Source organism: Streptomyces sp. NPDC033221 (assembly GCF_055577005.1).
In genome coordinates this window covers 15,111-33,686 of sequence record NZ_JBVIQN010000047.1, presented here as the reverse complement: position 1 = coordinate 33,686, position 18,576 = coordinate 15,111, and the positions used below count along the sequence as shown (strand labels likewise).

Below are 18,576 nucleotides of genomic sequence, written 5' to 3'. Positions count from 1 at the left end.
ATGGCCGGCCTGACCACAGGGCCCGTGCCAGTGAATGAGCGGGTGGAGTTTTCTCCACCCGGAAGACGGGATGTGGCGCCAGTGTGCGCCCCCGCCCCACCCGGCTTGACTGGTCGGCACGCCGTGGACATGACCGTGCACGGCGCGCCAGGAAAGACCGGAGCTGGAGCCCCAAGGGCGAGGAGGAGACGTGCCCGTCACCGGAGTCGGCGTCGAGCAGGCCGTGACACTCGACGCGGTGGCCAAGCTGTACGGCCGCGGCAACAGAAAGGTCCCCGCCCTGCGAGGGGTTCACTGCGCTTTCGGCCGCGGGTCCTTCACCGCGGTGATGGGGCCCTCGGGCTCGGGCAAGAGCACCCTGCTCCAGTGCGCGGCGGGCCTGGACCGTCCCACCTCGGGCCGGGTGTTCGTCGGCGGCACCGACATCAGCGCACTGACCGAGAGGGAGCTGACCAGGCTGCGCCGGGAGCGGATCGGCTTCGTCTTCCAGTCCTTCAACCTCATGCCGTCGCTGGACGCGCGCAAGAACGTGGCACTGCCGATGCGGCTGGCCGGGCAGCGCCCGAGCCGCGCCCAGGTGGACGCCGTACTCCGGCAGGTGGGCCTGGCCGACCGGGGCGGCCACCGGCCCGCGGAGCTGTCCGGCGGCCAGCAGCAACGGGTTGCCATCGCCCGCGCGCTGATCAGCCGGCCCGACGTACTGTTCGCCGACGAGCCGACCGGCGCCCTGGACACCAACACCAGCCGCGAGGTGCTGGGCCTGCTGCGGTCCGTGGTGGACCGCGCGGGACAGACGGTGGTCATGGTCACCCATGACCCGGTCGCCGCCTCCTGGGCGGACCGGGTGCTCTTCCTCTCCGACGGCTCGGTGCACGGCGAACTGATGGCCCCGACAGTGGCCGTGGTGAGCGAGCACATGGCGCGGCTGGGCGGCTGACCATGGTGTCCATAGCTCTGTCCACCCTGCGCGCCAGATGGGCTCTCTTCGTCGGGGCCTTCGTCGCGCTGGCGCTCGGCGTCGCACTGACCGCCAGTACCGGTCAGGTTCTCGACGCCACCCGGGGCGCCTCGAAGCCCGGCGGTCCCGGGCGTTACGACGCCGCGGCCGTCGTGGTGCGGGCGGACCAGTCCTTCACCGTCGGCTTCGGCACCGGGGACGGTGCGTACGACCAGCGTCAGACCGCCACCGCCCCGCATCGCCTCAAGGACGCGCGGCGGACCGCCGACGCGGTCCGCGCGGTGCCCGGCGTACGGCAGGCCGTCATCGACCGTTCGCTGCCCGCCCAGGTGGTGGCCGGCGAGGCCGGTGACCCGTCCGGCCGCCCGGTGGGTCACGGCTGGTCCAGCGCCCGGCTCACTCCTTTCCGCCTCACTCAGGGCCACGCGCCCGTCGGCGACGACCAGGTGGTGCTCGCTGCCGAGCCGGCCGAACGGGCCGGGGTCACCGTCGGCGACAAGGTCCGCGTGGTGACCCCGCAGGGGCGGCGGGAGATGACCGTCGCCGGCGTCGCGGCGCCTCCCGGCGGGGGAGGAGTGGGAGTGCCTGGCAAGGGCGGGGTGCCCGGCGAGGCCACTGTCTTCTTCGCCGACGCCACCGCACAGCGACTGTCGGCCGACCCGGACCGCGCCGACGCGGTGGCCGTACTTGCCGAGCCCGGCGTCTCGGCCACGGCCCTTGCCGACCGGATCCGCTCCGCGCTTCCGGACACGACCCTCAAGGCCGTGACCGGCGCCGCCAAGGGAGGTGACCCGGCCGCCGCCCCGCGCGCCGCGGCACTCGCGGACATCGCCACCCTGCTCGCCGTCATGGCGGTGATCGCGGGCTTCGTATCGGTCTTCGTGGTGTCGGGCACCTTCGCCTTCGCCGTCGCTCAGCGGCGCAGGGAACTGGCCCTGCTGCGCACGGTGGGTGCCTCCCCGCCCCGGATACGCCGCATGATCATGGCGGAGTCGGCGGTGCTGGGCGTCGTCGCCTCGGCCGTGGGCTGCGGCATCGGGACCGTGGGCGGCCAGGGGCTCGCCTCGGTGCTGTCCGCCGTCGGCATGGCACCCGAGGACTTCGACGTCCCCGTGTCCCCGCCGGTCCTGCTGATCAGCTTCTTCGTCGGGCTCGGCGTGGCGCTGCTCGGCGCGTTCGCCGCCTCCCGCCGGGCCGCCGAGGTCCGTCCGTCCGAGGCCGTGCGGGACTCCGTGCTGGAGAGCCGCGTGATGACGAAGGGCCGCTGGATCACCGGCTCGCTGTTCCTGGGCGTATCGGTGCTGCTCCTGATCATGCTGCCCCAGGCCGGCAGTGACGGAGCCGTGGTGATCTCGCTGGTGCTGACCGAGGTCCTGGTCGTGACGATGGTGGCCTTCTCGCCGCTGCTCGTTCCGCCGCTGGTACGGCAGGCGGCCTTCCCCCTGGCCGCGGTCACCCGCGTCACCGGCTCGCTGGCCGGTGACAACGCCCGCGCCGCGGTGCGCAGAACCGCCTCGGCCGCCGCCCCCGTCCTCGTCACGGTGGCCGTCGCCGGCTCCGTCATCGGCGTCATGAACGCGAGCGCGGCGACCACCATCGCCGATGCCCGCAAGCACCTGACGGCCGACGTGGTGGTCTCTTCCGGCGGCGGCGTGGGCCTGCCCGCTGCCGCGCTGCGCGAGCTGTCCTCCGTTCCCGGTGTACGGGTCGCCTCGCCGGTCGCCGAGACCAGCGGCTTCCTCGTCGGCTCCAGCTACGTCATGTCCAGCGGCATCGGCGCGGTGGACCCGACGACCCTGCCCGGAGTCCTTGGGCTGAACGTGGCCAAGGGATCGCTGGGCGACCTGCGCGGCGACACCGTGGCAGTGACGAAACCGGTGGCCGCACAGCTGGGCTGGCGCGTGGGCGAAGAGGCCGAGGTCCACCTCGCCGACGCCACGAAGGTACGGGTGAAGGTCGCCGCGGTGCTCAGCTCGTCGGCGGGGCTGCCTCCGGTGCTGTTCCCACGGGACGCGCTGGCGCGGCACACCCCCGACACGATGGCGAACACGGTCTACCTGTCACTGGAGCGGGGCGCGGACAACGCCGCCGCGACGGCCGCCGCCCAGAAGACCGCGCACTCGTACGGCGCGGCGGCGCACGACCGGGACCACTGGCTGGCACAGCGCGCCTCCGCCACGCGGGAAGAGGGCCGCATCCTGGCCCTGGTGCTGCTGGGCGCGGCGATGCTCTACACCGGTATAGCCATCGCCAACACCCTGGTCATGGCGGCCGGGGAGCGGGCCGAGGGCATCACGCTGATGCGTACGATCGGCGCGACCCGCGGACAGGTGCTGCGCACCGTCGTCTGGGAGACGCTGATCGTGGTCGCCGTCGGCGGAGCACTGGGCATCCTCGCGAACGGGGTGACGCTGTTCGGCATGAGCCGCGCGCTCTCCGAGTCCGGCGAAGACGCCGAATTCCCCGTGCCGTGGCGGGAGATGGGCGCGATACTGGCCGGCTGCCTGGCCGTCGCCATGCTCGCCACGCTCATACCCACCCTGCTCCGGCTACGCTCCGCCGACTCCGATGAATGCTCCGAGGAGGACGAGGCAGCCGGCACACGGAAACCGCTACTGACGGGGGTGGGATGAGCCCGCCACCCCCTCGATGCCACGCGCACGCGGGCCCACCGTCCATGACGGAGTCATCCCGGCAGAGCCTTACTGTAAGCCGAATGACCTCCTCTCCCACCTGGCGGGCCGTCACCCGGAACCCGGTCAGCTACCTCACCTCCGCCACGCCCTGGAGATCGTTCGCCTACCTCGCCTCCTCCGGCGTTCTCGGGCTGCTCTCCCTGCTCGTGCTGGGAGGCGTGGTGGTGTGCGGACTGCTGCTGTCGGTGGTGGGGATCGGGCTGGTCGTACTGACGGGCTCCGTCCTCCTCGGTATCCCGCTGGCCGCGCTGGAGCGGCGCCGGCTGCGGTTGCTGGAAGGCCCGTACGCGGACCTGCCGGCCACCCCGCACCGCGCCGTCACCCGGCCGGGGCTGTGGCCGTGGCTGCACACCCGGCTGCAGGAGAGCGTGACGTGGCGGGAGTTCGGCTTCGCCATGGTGTTCGCGGTGCTGCTCTCCGTCGTGGACCTGGTCTTGGTGACCATGGCCGGGCTGGTGACCGTGGTGATCGTCTTCCCGGTCCAGGCCGCCGTCACCTCGGCACAGCCGGAGGCGCTGCTGTTCACCGGCCTCGGGATCGCCGCGCTGCCGGTGGCCGCGTACGTCCTGGGCGCGGCGGCTGCCGCGCAAGCCTGGTTCGTCCGGCTGATGCTGGTCCCCCATGAGGCCGAGCGGACCGACCGGGTCGTGGAACTGACCCGCTCGCGAGCCCGGATGGCCGACGCCTTCCAGGCCGAGCGGCGCCGTATCGAGCGGGATCTGCACGACGGCGCACAGCAGCACCTGGTGGCCCTGGTGATGGCCCTGGGCCTGGCCGAGATGGAACTCGGCGCCGCGGGCCCGGCAGCCGGCAAGGGCGGCGAACTCGTGTCCCGGGCCCGGCGCGAGGCGAAGCAGGCACTGGACGAACTGCGCGACCTGGTCCGCGGCATCCACCCACAGGTACTCACCGACCACGGCATCGCCGCCGCGGTGTCCGAGGTCGCGGTGCGCTGCCGGGTACCGGTGGCCGTCGACGTGGAGCTGGCCGGGCGCCTGCCCCCGCAGATCGAGGCCACCGCCTACTTCTTCATCAGCGAGGCGCTCACCAACGTCGTCAAGCACAGCGGTGCCGCGTCCGCCACGGTGCACGGCCGGCTGACGAACGACCGGCTGTCCGTCACGGTCGCCGACGACGGCGTCGGAGGCGCCGCACTGCGCGAGGGCGGCGGACTCCAGGGCTTGGCCGACCGGGTCGCGGTGGTCGATGGAAGACTGGTGCTGAACAGCCCCGCCGGCGGTCCCACCGCCCTCAGCCTGGAGATTCCGTGCCGGAACAGTCACTCCGTATCGTCCTCGCCGAGGACTCGGCTCTCGTCCGCGAAGGGATCGTCGAGCTGCTGCACAAGTTCGGCCACCAGGTCGTCCGCGCGGTCGGGGACGCCGACTCTTTGATCACGGCGGTACGGGACTGCTCGCCGGACATCGTCGTCACCGACGTACGGATGCCCCCGGGGCACGGTGACGACGGACTGCGCGCCACGACACAGCTGCGCAAGAACGACCCGGATCTGCCGGTCCTGGTGCTCTCCCAGTACGTCGCCAACGCGTACGCCAAGGAGCTCTTCACCCCCGGCAGGGCGCCCCTTCGCCAGAGCCGGGCCGGGCTGGGCTACCTGCTCAAGGACCGCATCGGTGACGTCAGTGAATTCGCCCAGGCCGTCGAGCGCGTCGCGGCCGGAGCCATGGTGATCGACCCCCAAGTGGTCCAGCACATGCTGAGGGAACACGACCGGCGCCACCGGAACCAACTGCTGTCCGCCCGCGAACAAGAGGTGCTGGGACTGATGGCGCAGGGCTGTTCCAACGCGATGGTGCGGGACGCTCTGCACATCAGCGACGGGGCGGTGGCCAAGCACATCGGCAACATCTTCGCCAAGCTGGGACTCTCGCCCGACGACGGCAACCGCCGGGTGCTCGCGGTCCTGGCACACCTGCGGGACGAGTGACTCCCGGGCCCGCATCACGGGCTGAGGCATGCGCGGACCTCAGCCCGTCCGCGCCCCGCCTTCCGTATAGATCACCAGCGTCAAGTCCGGCCGTTCGGCCAGGTGGAACGCGGTGTAGACATACTCGACCACCTCGCCTCCCCGGCGCCGCAGCCGTTTTCGTCCGCCGCGCTGGACTTGCACGTCGTACCGCGGCCACCAGGCACGCACGTACGAGCTGCCCGCCTTCAGTTCGTCGATCAGCCGCGGGTACCGGGGATCGCCCGGACTGCGCCCGGCCAGTGTCCGCAACCGGGCGAGCAGGCCGCGGGCTTCCGTCTCCCAGTCGACCACGTGGTCCCGCGCCGCCGGGTCGAGGAACATCCAGCGGACGAAGTTCGCCGGCCGGCCCGCGGCCGCGGTGAGGTTCGGGAACAGTTCGGCGGCCGCCTGGTTGTGGCTGAGCACGTCGTAGTCGCTGCCGATGATGTAGGCCGGCTGCGGCTGGAGCAGCAGCGGCACGGCCGCCACTTCGGGGGCGAGCGGTTCAGGTGCTACGGGCCTGGGCCCGGGAGTCCGACCGGCGAGCCGGAAGAGGTGATCGCGCTCGTGCGGATCGAGCCGCAGCACCGAGGCGAGCGCGCCGAGCACTTGGTCCGAGGTGCGGATGTCCCGGCCCTGCTCAAGGTAGGTGTACCAGGTGGCGCTGATCCCGGCGAGCAGCGCGAGTTCCTCCCGGCGCAGCCCCGGCGTCCGGCGACGGCCGGTGACCGGCAGCCCCACCTGGTCGGGGGTGATTCGCTCTCTGCGGCTGCGGAGGAAAGCTCCCAGCTCGTCGCGTTGGTCCTGCCGTTGCTGCATGGTGAATGGCACTTCCGGTTCCAGAATAAACAGGCTCTGTATACCAGGCTGAAGCTATCGCAGACTTTCCTCGGGCAGGCGACTCCGCTCGCTTTCCGGCACCGACGGGCGCCGGGCTCTCCCGACGCCGGACTCCCGCAGGACCGGCCCGCGGCCGACGAGACAACCGAAACCGAGGAAAACCACACCCATGACACACACGGACACGACCCAAACCCTCGACAAGGTCATCGCCATCACCGGCGCCAGCAGCGGAATAGGCCGGGCCACCGCGCTCGCCCTGGCGCAGCGCGGGGCGACGGTCGTCCTCGGTGCCCGGCGCGCCGATCGCGTCGGGCAACTCGCCGCTGAGATCGGGGAAAGCGGTGGCCGCGCCGTCGGCGTGCCGGCCGACGTACGTCGGCGTGCGGACCTCGTCCGTCTCCTCGACGCGGCGGTCACCGAGTTCGGCCGGCTCGACGTGCTGGTCAACAACGCCGGCATCGGGCCGATCTCCCCGCTGGAGGACCTGTGCGTCGACGCATGGGACGACATGATCGACGTCAATCTGCGCGGTGTGCTGCACGGCATCGCCGCCGCGCTGCCGATCTTCCGCCGTCAGGGGGCCGGGCACTTCGTCACGGTGGCGTCCACCGCCGCGTACCGCACCGTCCCCGGACAGGCGGTCTACTCCGCGACGAAGACAGCCGTACGCACCGTCTGCGAAGGACTGCGGCAGGAGGTCGACGATCTGCGCGTCACCATCGTCTCCCCGGGCTTCGTCCACACCGACTTCGTCAACGCGGTCGCCGACCCCGACGCCCGCGCCGCGCTGCTGGCCCGCCGCGACGCCATGGCCCTCGACCCAGCGACGATCGCGGATGCCATCGTGTACGCCGTCACCCAGCCGGAACAGGTCGACGTGAACGAGATCGTGGTTCGGCCCACCGCGCAGCGATGACGGCGGAGCGGCCCGCCGCTCTCCTCGACTCCACTGCCCGCTCAGACTCCGTTTCGGACGTATCCCAGGTCGACGGGGAGGGCGCTACTCAGGCAGCCGAGGCATTCAGCACGTACTCGCGTGAGGCGTGGACCTCCCGGCGCAGGGCCGGCAGGTCGACGTCGAGGACGTGGCCGTTCCACTTGCGGGGCTCGCCGTTCACGAGGACTGCGCTGATGTTGCGGGCGTCGGAGCCCAGCACGACGGTGCCGATCGGATCGTTGAGCGGCATGGTGTTGAGGGCCTCGGCCTGGATGACCAGCAGGTCGGCCTTCCGTCCCGGGGTGAGTGAGCCGGTGACAGCGGCCAGGCCGTTGGTGCGGGCGCCCTGGAGGGTGGCGAAATCCAGGACGTCGTGGGTGGTGATGCGGGAGGACGGCTGCCGGCCGGTGCCGTGGGCGGCGTTGGCCGCGCGCATCCGCTGAATGGCGTGCAATGCACGCATCTGCGTGAACATGTCGCTGGCCAGGGCCACTTCGACATCGATGCTCAGACCGGGGCGAATACCGACGGACAGGGCCTCGTCGACCGCGGGGACCGCGGTCTCCAGACCGATCTGCGCGTCGGAGGTGGGAGCGAGTGCCACGGTGGTGCCGGTGTCTCCCATGGCCTTCCACGCCTCGCCGGTCAGGCCGGTGGCGTGAATGAGGGTGACGTCGGGGCCGAGGACGCCGTCCCCGGCCCAGCGCAGAACCGCCTCGGAGGAGGAAGCGCCGAAGACGGCGTCCAGGCTCACCCCGATGTCCAGGTCGGCCGCCACACGGGCGAGGTCCGGCCCGTAGGCGAGTGCCGGTCCGGCGATCTCGTCGGTGGCCAGCGCCGCCAGGCGCAGGGTCAGCAGCTGGTCGTCGCTGCTGAAGTACCGGTCCTTGAGACGGGCCAGGTCGCCGGGCCACTGCCGGTCCCAGGCACCGAAGTGCGGGCCCATGGAGGCGTGCACGCCGCGAATGCCGGTGTCGCGGAGGGCTTCGACGGCGGCGTCGGAATGCTCCCGGGTGCGGGAGTTGTGGGAGAAGTCGAGCAGGGTCGTCATGCCGCTGTCGATCGAGGTCAGGGCGGCCAGCCTGGTGCCGATGTACATGTCCTCGGGCCGGTACACCAGGGCGTGGCCGGCGAGGGTGGCCGTGACGTAGCCGCCGAGGTCGTCGACGTCCGGCATGATCCTGCGCAGTTGGGCCTGCCAGGCGTGCCGGTGGGTGTCGACGAAGCCGGGGGTGAGGATCGTGCCGACGGCGTCGACGGTCACGGCGTCGTCGGCGCTGAGGCCGGGCCCCACGGCGGTGATCGTGTCGCCGTCGACAAGGAGGTCGCCGCGGTCGATGACGCCCAGGCCGGGGGCCATGGTGACGAGGGTCGCTCCGGTGAACAGGATGCGCCGCCGGCGGGCGGGGCGACGCCGGAGCTGTTCGAGAACGGCGGCGCTGGTGGTGTCGTTGGCTTTCACGGGAGGTGCCTTCCGCGCGTCGAGTGGGGGCGATGCGTGCCCGGGTTGCCGGGCCCGCTCGGCCTCCAGCCTCGATCGCTCTCGCTACGGCAGCCAGACCGCCGTTTCCCCAGGTGTCCCACACCCGGCCGGCCCCGCTGGGGGGCCGAGGTGCGAGCCGTCGGTCACCCCGTCCACCGTCCCGTGAGGAACGTCAGGGCGAACACGGTGCTCAAGGGCGCGGCCATGCAGAGGTACGCCGTCTTGAACCGGGGACTGCGCAGGCTCCAGGCGGCCAGGATGACCCACAGAGGCCACCACAGGAGGGCGGCGCGAGGGATGGAGACGTACCAGTACGAAGTTCCCAGGGCACACAGGCTGAGGGCGACGTAAACGGTCTCGGGCCAGCGGCGTTTGCGCGCCAGTACGACGAGCAGCGCCACACCGACGACCATGGCAGCCAGTTCGGCCTGGAACATGAGGGCGTAACCGGTGCTCTGGGCGTGGTCGAAGGCGTTGTTCCAGGTGTTGATCCAGGCTTCCCAGGGCGTGTGGAAGGTGCGGTACCAGCCCCGCTCTTGGGCATGTTTCCAGGCCATCCAGTCGCCGGTGTGGGCCTGGAGATACCAGCTGTAGAGGGCGAGGGGCAGTGCGGGCAGGGCCAGCCAGGGCAACGGGCGCAGGTTGCGGGTGCTGCGGAGGGTGAGCAGGAAGTGGGTGGCCAGAGCCGCTGCCAGGAAGAGTCCGCTGACGCGTACGGCGGTGGCCGCGGCGGTCAGTGTCATGGCCAGGGGCCACTTGTGACGTTGGGCCGCGAGCCAGGCGGGCAGTGCCAGGGCCAGGAAAAGGGCCTCGGTGTAGCCGACGGCCAGGAAAACGGCGCACGGGGAGAGCAGGAAGAACAGGACGGTGCGGCGGCCCGCCGAGGCGTCGTACAGGTAGTGCCGGGTGATCCGGGCCAGGGCCAGTACGGCGACGGCTCCGGAGACGAGGGAGACCGACAGCCCGGCCAGCGCCCAGTCCGGTATGAGGACGTGGGCCGCCCGCAGCACGAGGGGGAAGCCGGGGAAGAAGGCTTCCCGGTTGTCCCAGTCGGGCGTCCACGGCCCGGCCTGCCCGGGGAAGTAGCCCTGCTGGGCGATGTGCAGGAAGTGGTCCCAGTCCCAGTGCTGGAACGGCGCGAGGGACGGGCCGGGGTCCTGGGTGGCGGGGTCGGAGGGGAACAGCCACCGGGCGCAGTAAGCCGTCAGCCACATCCCTATTCGCGTCGACAGATACAGCCACAGGACATCCCGGTCCGCGGGGCTGGGGCGCCAGGTCGCACGGCCGCGCAGTCCCCATCGCGCGCGGCCGGTCCGGGCGGGGGATCTCGGGCGCTGTGGAAGATGCCGGGGCGTTTCCGGGATGCGGGCGGGGGAGTGCTCGCGCGCATCGGTGGGTGAGGGGGGCAAAAGGGCTCCTTGAGGGCGTGGATGGGCAGGCCTGACCACCCGGTGGCGGTCCGCCGGGTCACGGAATCCGGCCGGCTCAGGGCGGTTCGGTGGCCGTACCTTGCGTGGCGTCCGGGCGAGAGGTGTTCACCGTGGACTCCGGAGGGGGAGGGGCGGAGGACTCCGGAGGGGAGGAGGCGGAGTCGGGAGAGGGAGTGGAGGAGGAGCCCGGCGCGGTGGACAAGGGGGACGGCAGCCGGTCCGGAGCCGGCCTGTTGGGGGACGGCTTGCCGGCCGGGCCCACAGGGGCCGGTGTACGGGAGAGCAGAGCGGCAGTGGTGGCGGCACCGCCACCGAAGACCAGGCACGCCACCGCCACCAGCGCGGTGACACGTCGCCGGCGCGCCCGCCGCCCGCGCGAGGCGATCTCGGCGACCGGCGCGGCCACGGTGGCGTCCCGCCCGGCATCGGCCGCTTGCTGGAACAGGGACCGCATCGGGTCCTGAGGTTCAGACACCGGGCGCCTCCTCGATGCGCGGGTCGTGCAGACGGACAGCGAGTGCCTTGCGGCCACGGCTCAGGTGGGTCTTGACGGTGCTGGCCGACAGCCCCGTCTCGCCCGTGATCTGTTCGACGGACAGGTCGCACAGGTAGTGCAGGGTGAGCGTGCGGCGCTGTTGGACCGGCAGCTCACGCAGCGCTTCGACCAGCGCGATCTGCGCCGGCTCCGGCCCCTCGACATGGGGTGGGGCACCGCTGCGCTTCCATGCGTCGGCGCTGCGGCGCAGGCGTCGCCACCGGCTGACCGCCAGCCGCCAGGCGACCGTGCGGATCCACGCCTCCGGCTGCCCGTTCCGGTCGAGCTGCCGACGCCGGTTCCACCCCCTGACGAACGCCTCCTGCACCACGTCCTGCGCCTCATGCAGGTCGCCGAGCATCACGTACAACTGTCCTGTGAGCCGCGCGACCGTCTGGGCGTAGAACTCTTCGAACTCCTCGACGGTCAACAGCCACTCCCGGATCTCTCTCGCTTCATCTGCCATACGCCCCGCGGGCGACGTTCGGTCGACACGCAAGACGAGAAAACGCTGTGACGCTCGCCACGAGGTGAGCCTGCGCAGCGTGTCGCGGGCTCTAGGTGTCAGGCCTGGGCGCGCTGACGGCGCTGTAGGCGGCGCGCCAGCCGGCGGGAGGCATGTCGGCCTGGCGCTTGAAGAACGTGGTGAAGTTGCCCGCGTCCCGGAAGCCGAGGCGTCGGGCGCAGCTGCTGACCGGCAGGTCGGTGTGGGCGAGCAGCCTCTTGGCTTCGAGCAGGATGCGCTGGTCGAGAAAGGTCTTGGCGCTGGTGCCGGTGGCGGCCCGCGTCGCCCGGGTGAGGGTGCGTACGTCGTAGCCGAGTGCCTGGGCGTAATCGGCCACGTGGTGCCAGTCGGTGAAGTGCTCTTCGACGGTGGCCCGGTAGGTGCGGAACACATCGGTGTGCCGACTGCCGGACCGTCTCGCGTCGGCCGGAGCCGGGGTGTCGGGAAGGGCGCGCAGCATCAGAGCCGCCAGCAGGTGCGAGAGCAGCGCGGGCGAGGCCAGGCGCGGTGTGTGCGCTACGGCGCTGTGCTCGCGGCCGAGATGTTCGGCGGCGAGCAGGGCGAGTGACAGGCGCTGCTGGTCAAGGTGCCAGCACGTCGGCGTGGTGACCTCCGACACCGTGAAGCCGGGGGAGTCGGGGAGGAATCCGGGCCGGAACAGGATCAGGGGGCCGTCGCAGGTGTCGATGTCGCTCCAGCGGTGCACCATGCCCGGCCGTATCCACACGGCGCTGCCGCTCCGCAGCCGGTAGCCGTGGAAGTCCGCTTCGTGGGCGCCGGTTCCGGCGGCGACCAGAGCGAACACGTGGAAGTCGGGGCGTTGCGGCTGGGTGCGACGGCGGTGGACGTCCATCGCACGCAGCTTGGCGAAATCGAGGACCTCCACCCCGTACGCCGCACCGACGGCAGGCAGGTAGCGCAGTTGCCGTACGGCATCGTGTCCGCTTTCCACAACGAACGTGTTCCTTTCCACCATGGGGTGAACGCTTCCGCTCCTACTGTCGGAGCTGAGCCTGACGAGCAGGTCAGGTTACCGGTTAGCAGCTTCGGAAGAGCGACGGCAGCCGCTTTCCGCAGCCGACAGAAAGGCGCGAACGTGACGGAAACAACAACCAGCCTTGCCGTGCCGGGCGGATCGCTCGACATGCGAGCAGGGGGGCACCTCGGGCCGACGCTGGTCTTCGTCCACTACTGGGGCGGCTCCGCCGACACCTGGAACGGAGTGATCGGCCACTTGCCGCCCGGGCAGGCGACGGTCCGCTTCGACCAGCGCGGCTGGGGCACCTCCCAGGCGCTGCCCGGCCCCTGCCACCTCGACCGGCTCGCCGACGATCTGGCCCGGGTGGTCGAGGCCGGCGTACCCGGACCGTTCGTCCTCGTCGGCCATTCGATGGGCGGCAAGGTCAGCCAGCTCCTCGCGGCCTGCAGGCCCGCCGGACTGGCCGGCCTGGTGCTCGTCGCGCCCGCGCCGCCGCAGCCGCCCGCCACGGTGACCGAGGAGTACCGGCAGGGCCTGTCACACGCCTACGACTCACCCGAGACGGTGCGGCACGCCCTCGACCACGTCCTGACCGCCACACCGCTGCCCCGGACGGTACGGGCCACCGCGATACGGGACAGCCTCGCCAGCGGTGCCGAGGCCCGGCGCGAATGGCCCCTGCGCGGGATCGCGCAGGACATCACGCGCGCGGCACGGGACATCGAGGTGCCGGTGGTCGTGCTGGCCGCGGAGAACGACGTGGTGGAGCCGCCGCAGGTCCTGCGAGACCACCTCCTGCCCCACATTCCGCACGCAACCTTGACGACCGTCCCTGACGTCGGCCACCTGCTGCCCGTGGAAGCCCCGGGCGCCGTTGCGGCAGCCCTGCAGGACTTCCTCGCGACTGTTCGCGGCTGACCGCGCGCCTACTCGGCTACGCCGCCGGCGTAGCCTCGAAGCAGCGCGCTCAGAATGTCGGTCAGCCGGGGAGCGACGTCGACGACGGCGTGGGCGAGAGACGGGTCCGACTCGTAGAGGCGGCGCAGTTCGGTTCCCGGGGCGGCCATCTGCCACAGCGCTCCGGCCATCGCCGTGGCTGTGGCGACGACGTTGCCGGCCTGCGCCGGGCTCAGTGTGACCACCCGGCGCAGGGCCTCGCCCACGGCCGCGACCTCGGCGATGGCGGTCAGCTTGAAGGACCGGACGCTCTTTAGCGAGACGTTGCGTTCCAGGTTCATCGGTGTGTGGGCGAGCAGGTCGCAGAACAGGGGCCGCGCCACCAGCGATTCGGCCAGCAGGCCGGCGACCTCGTGTACGGCGCGTACCGCGTGCGGGCGGGGATCCGCGGCCGCGCCGTCGGCGGTGTCGGCGGAGTCCTCGCCGTCCGTACCGGGTGAGGCGTCGGCGAGCTGCTCGCGGACCGCCTGCGACCACTCGACCCACCCGGCGTCAGCCAGGCGCAAGTAGATCTCTTCGCGGGTCTCGAAGTAGCGGAGCATCGCCGACTTGTGCATGCCGACCTCGGCGGCGATGTCGGTCAACGTCACCGATCGGATGCCGTTCGCCGAGGCCAGGCGGGCCGCCGCGGCGAGGATCGCGGCCTCGCGGGCGCGCTTGGCCTCGGGGCTCCGGGCTCGGGTGGGCTGACTGCTGCTCGCCATACGGGCATCCTAGCGCAACCAGGTTGCGTTATTAACGCAACCGTGTTTCGCTATGCGTATGGCACACCAGACGTGGTTCATCACCGGTTCGTCCCGCGGCTTCGGCCGCTCCCTCGCGCTCGCCGCCCTGGAGGCGGGTGACCAGGTCGTCGCCACCGCGCGCAAGCCGGAACGGCTGGCCGACCTGGTCGAGCAGTACGGCGACAACGTTCTCCCGGTCGCGCTGGACGTGACCGACGCCGCCGCGGCGTCGGCCGCCCTCGACGCTGCCCGCGACCGCTTCGGCCGCATCGATGTGCTGGTCAACAACGCCGGCTATGCGAATGTCGCTCCGGTCGAAACGGCTCCGGAGGATGACTTCCGCCGCCAGTTCGAGACGAACTTCTGGGGCGTGTACAACGTCTCCAAAGCGGCGCTGCCCCTCCTGAAGGCGCAGGGCGGCGGTATCGTCGTCCAGTTCTCTTCCATCGGCGGCCGGGTGGGCGGCAGCGCCGGCCTGGGCTCGTACCAGGCGGCCAAGTTCGCCATCGACGGTCTCACCCGCGTACTCGCCACCGAGACCGCGCCGTTCGGCATCCGCTACCTGGTCGTCGAGCCCAGCGGCTTCGCCACCGACTGGGCGGGCGCCTCCACGGACATCCAGGACATCCCGCCGGAGTACGGTCCGACCGTCGGCGCCTTCACCGACCGGGTACGCGGCAGCCGAACCGCCGGCGACCCGGACCGCGCCGCGCACATCCTCGTACGTGTGGTCAAGCGCGACCACATCCCCACCCACCTGCCCCTGGGCGCGACCGCGGCCCGGATGGCGCTCGACCACTCGCGGCAGCAGACCGCCGAGGCCGAGGCCTGGCGGGCCGTCTCCGTCTCCGCCGACTTCGGCGCGGAGTACCCCGTCGAGCTCCCGGCGGACGCCGCGTAGGCAGGCGATCGACGGCTCAGCGCTTGAGCGTGAAGGTGGGGGACAGCCAGGTCTACCGGTCCCGTCACCGTTCCGCGGTACGCATCGTGCACGGTCCGGGTGCCCGGCAGCGCGGGGCCGGCCTTGGGGGTCGTCAGATCATGTGCAGCGGGCTCAACTCCGCACGGGCTGCCGGTACGTCGGCTCATACCGAGCCGAAACCCGGGTGCGGCCGGTCGGCCCGGTGGTGTGGGATCGGGGCGTGGCCATGGTGTTGAGCAAGCCGGGAGTTGGCGGGCTGAGCGAGATTGTGGGCGTGCTGCGGAGGTGGCAGTACGACGGGGCGCCGATGAGACTGCATCCGGGGGACCTGGGCTGGTTCTGGCGGTTCGGTGCGGAGACGACGGCCGCGGCGGTCCGGACCTGGAGCCAGAACGGACGGATTCTCGCCGTGGGGCTACTGGAAGGCCCCGAGCTGTTGCGGCTGACGATCGCGCCAGACGCTCAGCGGAACGAGGAGCTGGCGCAGCAGCTGGTCGAGGACATGACCGAGCCGGAGCGTGGCGTACTGCCGGCGGGGAAGGTGTGCGTCGAAGCGCCGACGGGGGCACTGGTCCGAGACCTGCTGTCCGAGTACGGCTGGAACGCAGACGAACCGTGGACACCGCTGCACCGCGATCTCACGGAGCCGGTGAAGGACCCGGGCTTACGGGTGGAGGTGGTCGGGCCGGAGCAGGCACATGTGCGGGCCGCCGTACAGCGGGCATCGTTCGACAGGTCGACGTTCACGGACGAGAGCTGGCGTGCGATGGCGGCCGGATTGCCGTACGCCGACGCCCGGTGCCTGGTCGCGTACGACGACCAGGGCAGCGCGGTGGCGGCGGTGACGGTGTGGTCGGCCGGCCCGGGGCAACCGGGGTTGCTCGAACCGATGGGCGTGCACCGGGAACATCGCGGTCACGGCTACGGCAAGGCGATCGCCAACGCCGCGGCGGCCGCACTTCAGGCACTCGGCTCGTCGAGCGTGATCGTCTGCACCCCGAGCGCCAATGCCGGTGCTGTCGCCACGTATGCGTCAGCCGGTTTTCGGCAGCTCCCCGAGACTCGGGATCTGTGCCGGAATGCAGGACGTCAAGGGCGTGACGGGAGCCCCTCGCACCCACGGCAATACCTGGCAATACCGGAAAGCGAAGCCATCACCGCACGAGACCGCCCCATGGGTTCCGCGCGTGCTGGAATGCGGCCCGGATTTCGGTGACCAGCAGTTCCGGCTGTTCCAGGCCGGGAAAGTGGCCGCCGCGGTCCATCTCGTGCCACGAGCGGAGATCGTGGTAGCGGCGCTCGGCCCAGCGCCGGGCGGTCGGCCACGGCTCGGCCGGGAACAGTGAGCAGGCGGTGGGTGTCGTCACCGCTTGCGCGTTCTCCTCTTCGGCGCTGCGGGGCACCCACCGCATGGCCTCCCAGTACCAGCGGGCGCTGGAGGCGCCGGTCCCGGTCAGCCAGTACAGGGCGAGGTTGTCCACCTGCTGTGCCAGGCTCACCCCGCCACCGGCCTCCGGCCGGGTGTCGGAATAGGCGGCGAACTTCTCGCCGAGCCACGCCGCCAGGCCGGCGGGGGAGTCGAGCAGGGAATAGCCGAGCGTCTGCGGGCGCGTCGCCATGATCATGCCGAAGCCGTAACCGTCCGCGAGATGGGTGTCGCGCCGCTGCAGCATGCGGTGCTCCGCCGGGCTCGGCGCGGTCCGGTCCGCCGGCAGGGGAGAGGCGAGCGGCATCGTCAGGTGCAGACCCGCGACGCGCTCCGGCACCTGGCGCGCCAGTTCCGTGCTGACGAACGCGCCCCAGTCCCCACCGTGCGCGCCGAACCGCTCGTAGCCGAGCGCGGTCATCAACGCGGCCCACGCCCGCGCCGTACGGGCGGGCTGCCAGCCGCGCTCGCGCGGGCGCTCGCTGAAACCGAACCCGGGCAGCGCCGGTACGACCACATCGAAGGCGTCGGCGGCGGAACCGCCATGGGCGACGGGGTCGGTGAGCGGTCCGAGGACGGTTTCGAATTCGAGCACCGAGCCCGGCCAGCCGTGGGTCAGCACCAGGGGAAGCGCCGTGGGCTCGGGCGAGCGTACGTGCCAGAACGCGATGTTCAGGCCGTCGATACGGGCGCGGTAATGCGGAATCGAGTTCCAGCGCTCTTCCGTGGCCCGCCAGTCGTGCAGCCGCCAGGCATGCAGCAATGTCTTCAGCCGATCGAGCTCGATGCCCTGCGTCGCGTCCGGCACCGTTTCGGGCTCGGGGAGCCGCACCTCGTCGAGGCGAGCCCGCAGGGTCGTCAGTTCGCGTTGCGGAATGCGAAGGGGATAGGGCTCGATCTGCTCGCATTGCGTGATCTCAGACGGTGGCACCGCGTTTCCGGACATGGACGAAACCCTAGGTACGGTCGCCACCCTGGCCCATGCCAAGGATTGCCGCGAAGTGGTCAGGAATTGCGGTACGCCGTGGGACGGACACCGGTGTGGCGCAGGAATGCCGTGGACAGGGCGCCGGCGTTGGCGAATCCGCAGCGCGGCGCTATCTGGGCGACCGTGAAGCCGGTGTCCCGCAGCAGGCGTTTCGCCTCTTCGATGCGCAGGTGGATGAGGTAACGGTGGGGCGTGTCTCCCGTGGCCCGGCGGAACACGCGGACGAGGTGGAAGACGCTCAGGTGTACCTCGTCCGCGATGTCGGCCAGCGTGAGCGGTTCCGTCAGCCGGTCGCGCATCAGCGCGATCGCCGCACGGACGCGCGTGTCCTCCCGCGAAGGCGCCGGTCGGCCCGGGGCCCGGGAGTGACGGGTGAGCAGGTGTACGGCCAGGAAGGCGGCCGCGGCCTCCGCGTACAGGTCCCCGGTCTCCTCTGCCGAGCCGACGGCGCGGATCGCCTCCACGAGCAGCGGATCCCCGGCGGCCACGGATGCCGCCATGCTCTCGTAGTCCACTGCACTGAACCCCAGTTGGGCCGCGGCCCGTTCGACGGTGCCGCGCGGGATGTGCACCTGCACGCTGCGCAACGGTTCGTCCCCGCGGTAGCGGCGGAGGACGGGCTGGTCGGGAACCTCCATGCCGAGCCGGCCCGGCGCCCAGGTGCGGTGGTGCCACCGGCCACCGGTCCGCGTCTCCATCACGGTCCGGCCTGCCACGGGCAGGACCAGGTGCAGGTCCGCCGCGGCCGGCAACTCCATGTTCTCGACCACCGGGACGTGGTGGAACCGCTGGACGAGCAACGACTGCCAGTCGGCGTCCTCCCAGCTGCAGTGCGTGCGCCGGACGTAGGAGTCCATGTCGAAGCCGACGTAGGGCTGGAGGTCGAAATGAGCAGAATCGAACACCATGCGCCGAGAGTAAGGGAGAGCCAAGGCCCGCCGAACAGACGGCAGGAAAGCAGGCGGGGCAGGTCAGCAGGGCAGCTGCTGTTCGGAGGACCAGGAGACCCGTCGGTCTCGTCGTAGCAGGTGGCCGATGCCACGTCCCGTCGTGGCGGGTGGTCGGGGGCCGTGCTGTTGATCAAGGCGGTTATGGTGACATTGGCGAACTGCCCGGCCGGCCGCACCGTTTCAACACGGCGGCCGTGCAACGGGCATGGGGGGGCGGCAGTCGTTATGTGACGGTCGCCAACACGATGGCCCCCTCCATGGTGGTCGGCGAGC

General features: G+C 71.4%; 17 protein-coding genes. 8 read left to right on the top strand and 9 right to left on the bottom strand.

What is annotated here, in order from left to right:
• Positions 1–190: 190 nt before the first annotated feature.
• From ACZ53K_RS38215 to ACZ53K_RS38200, 4 genes are all read left to right on the top strand, one after another.
• Positions 191–937, top strand: a complete 747-nt coding sequence (locus ACZ53K_RS38215; RefSeq protein ID WP_468846393.1) for an ABC transporter ATP-binding protein — start codon at positions 191–193, stop codon at positions 935–937.
• A 2-nt stretch (positions 938–939) separates the two neighbouring features.
• Entirely contained in the window at positions 940–3,591 is a 2,652-nt protein-coding gene (locus ACZ53K_RS38210; RefSeq protein WP_468846390.1) for an ABC transporter permease, read from the top strand.
• An 83-nt stretch (positions 3,592–3,674) separates the two neighbouring features.
• Positions 3,675–5,048 carry a sensor histidine kinase gene (locus tag ACZ53K_RS38205; protein ID WP_468846387.1) on the top strand — a complete coding sequence of 458 codons (1,374 nt, stop codon included), beginning with the start codon at positions 3,675–3,677 and terminating at the stop codon, positions 5,046–5,048.
• Positions 4,943–5,602, top strand: a complete 660-nt coding sequence (locus ACZ53K_RS38200; RefSeq protein WP_468846450.1) for a response regulator — start codon at positions 4,943–4,945, stop codon at positions 5,600–5,602. Before ACZ53K_RS38205 ends, ACZ53K_RS38200 begins: the two co-directional genes overlap by 106 nt.
• Positions 5,603–5,641: 39 nt before the next feature.
• Here ACZ53K_RS38200 and ACZ53K_RS38195 read toward each other — a convergent pair whose 3' ends face one another.
• Entirely contained in the window at positions 5,642–6,442 is an 801-nt protein-coding gene (locus tag ACZ53K_RS38195; RefSeq protein ID WP_468846385.1) for a helix-turn-helix transcriptional regulator, read from the bottom strand.
• 190 nt (positions 6,443–6,632) lie between these two features.
• Between ACZ53K_RS38195 and ACZ53K_RS38190 the strand changes: the two genes are divergently transcribed.
• A complete protein-coding gene (locus ACZ53K_RS38190; RefSeq protein ID WP_468846383.1) occupies positions 6,633–7,382 on the top strand; it encodes an SDR family oxidoreductase in 750 nt (249 codons plus the stop codon).
• 88 nt (positions 7,383–7,470) lie between these two features.
• Here the strand turns inward: ACZ53K_RS38190 and ACZ53K_RS38185 are convergent, their stop codons facing one another.
• From ACZ53K_RS38185 to ACZ53K_RS38165, 5 genes are all read right to left on the bottom strand, one after another.
• Complete coding sequence (locus ACZ53K_RS38185) at positions 7,471–8,865, bottom strand: amidohydrolase family protein (RefSeq protein ID WP_468846380.1); 1,395 nt, start codon at positions 8,863–8,865, stop codon at positions 7,471–7,473.
• 164 nt (positions 8,866–9,029) lie between these two features.
• Complete coding sequence (locus ACZ53K_RS38180) at positions 9,030–10,100, bottom strand: mannosyltransferase family protein (RefSeq protein WP_468846378.1); 1,071 nt, start codon at positions 10,098–10,100, stop codon at positions 9,030–9,032.
• 271 nt (positions 10,101–10,371) lie between these two features.
• Positions 10,372–10,791, bottom strand: a complete 420-nt coding sequence (locus ACZ53K_RS38175) for a hypothetical protein (protein WP_468846376.1) — start codon at positions 10,789–10,791, stop codon at positions 10,372–10,374.
• Positions 10,784–11,281, bottom strand: coding sequence for a SigE family RNA polymerase sigma factor (locus tag ACZ53K_RS38170; protein WP_468846447.1), 498 nt, complete (start codon positions 11,279–11,281; stop codon positions 10,784–10,786). The genes ACZ53K_RS38175 and ACZ53K_RS38170 overlap by 8 nt, the downstream gene beginning before the upstream one ends.
• 127 nt (positions 11,282–11,408) lie before the next feature.
• Positions 11,409–12,308: a helix-turn-helix domain-containing protein gene (locus tag ACZ53K_RS38165; protein WP_468846373.1), complete on the bottom strand. Its 900-nt coding sequence runs from the start codon at positions 12,306–12,308 to the stop codon at positions 11,409–11,411.
• A 192-nt stretch (positions 12,309–12,500) separates the two neighbouring features.
• Between ACZ53K_RS38165 and ACZ53K_RS38160 the strand changes: the two genes are divergently transcribed.
• The gene (locus ACZ53K_RS38160; RefSeq protein ID WP_468846444.1) at positions 12,501–13,253 is read left to right on the top strand and encodes an alpha/beta fold hydrolase; all 753 of its coding nucleotides are present in this window, start codon (positions 12,501–12,503) and stop codon (positions 13,251–13,253) included.
• A gap of 8 nt (positions 13,254–13,261) precedes the next feature.
• Here ACZ53K_RS38160 and ACZ53K_RS38155 read toward each other — a convergent pair whose 3' ends face one another.
• Positions 13,262–13,996: a TetR/AcrR family transcriptional regulator gene (locus ACZ53K_RS38155; protein WP_468846371.1), complete on the bottom strand. Its 735-nt coding sequence runs from the start codon at positions 13,994–13,996 to the stop codon at positions 13,262–13,264.
• A gap of 58 nt (positions 13,997–14,054) precedes the next feature.
• Between ACZ53K_RS38155 and ACZ53K_RS38150 the strand changes: the two genes are divergently transcribed.
• Positions 14,055–14,918 carry an SDR family NAD(P)-dependent oxidoreductase gene (locus ACZ53K_RS38150; protein ID WP_468846368.1) on the top strand — a complete coding sequence of 288 codons (864 nt, stop codon included), beginning with the start codon at positions 14,055–14,057 and terminating at the stop codon, positions 14,916–14,918.
• A 241-nt stretch (positions 14,919–15,159) separates the two neighbouring features.
• The gene (locus ACZ53K_RS38145; RefSeq protein ID WP_468846441.1) at positions 15,160–16,155 is read left to right on the top strand and encodes a GNAT family N-acetyltransferase; all 996 of its coding nucleotides are present in this window, start codon (positions 15,160–15,162) and stop codon (positions 16,153–16,155) included.
• On the opposite strand, the gene ACZ53K_RS38140 is transcribed toward ACZ53K_RS38145, so the two are convergent.
• Both ACZ53K_RS38140 and ACZ53K_RS38135 read right to left on the bottom strand, forming a co-directional pair.
• Positions 16,094–17,311, bottom strand: a complete 1,218-nt coding sequence (locus ACZ53K_RS38140; protein ID WP_468846366.1) for an epoxide hydrolase family protein — start codon at positions 17,309–17,311, stop codon at positions 16,094–16,096. The genes ACZ53K_RS38145 and ACZ53K_RS38140 overlap by 62 nt on opposite strands.
• A gap of 59 nt (positions 17,312–17,370) precedes the next feature.
• Positions 17,371–18,261: an AraC family transcriptional regulator gene (locus ACZ53K_RS38135; protein WP_468846363.1), complete on the bottom strand. Its 891-nt coding sequence runs from the start codon at positions 18,259–18,261 to the stop codon at positions 17,371–17,373.
• Between the last annotated feature and the right edge of the window lie 315 nt (positions 18,262–18,576).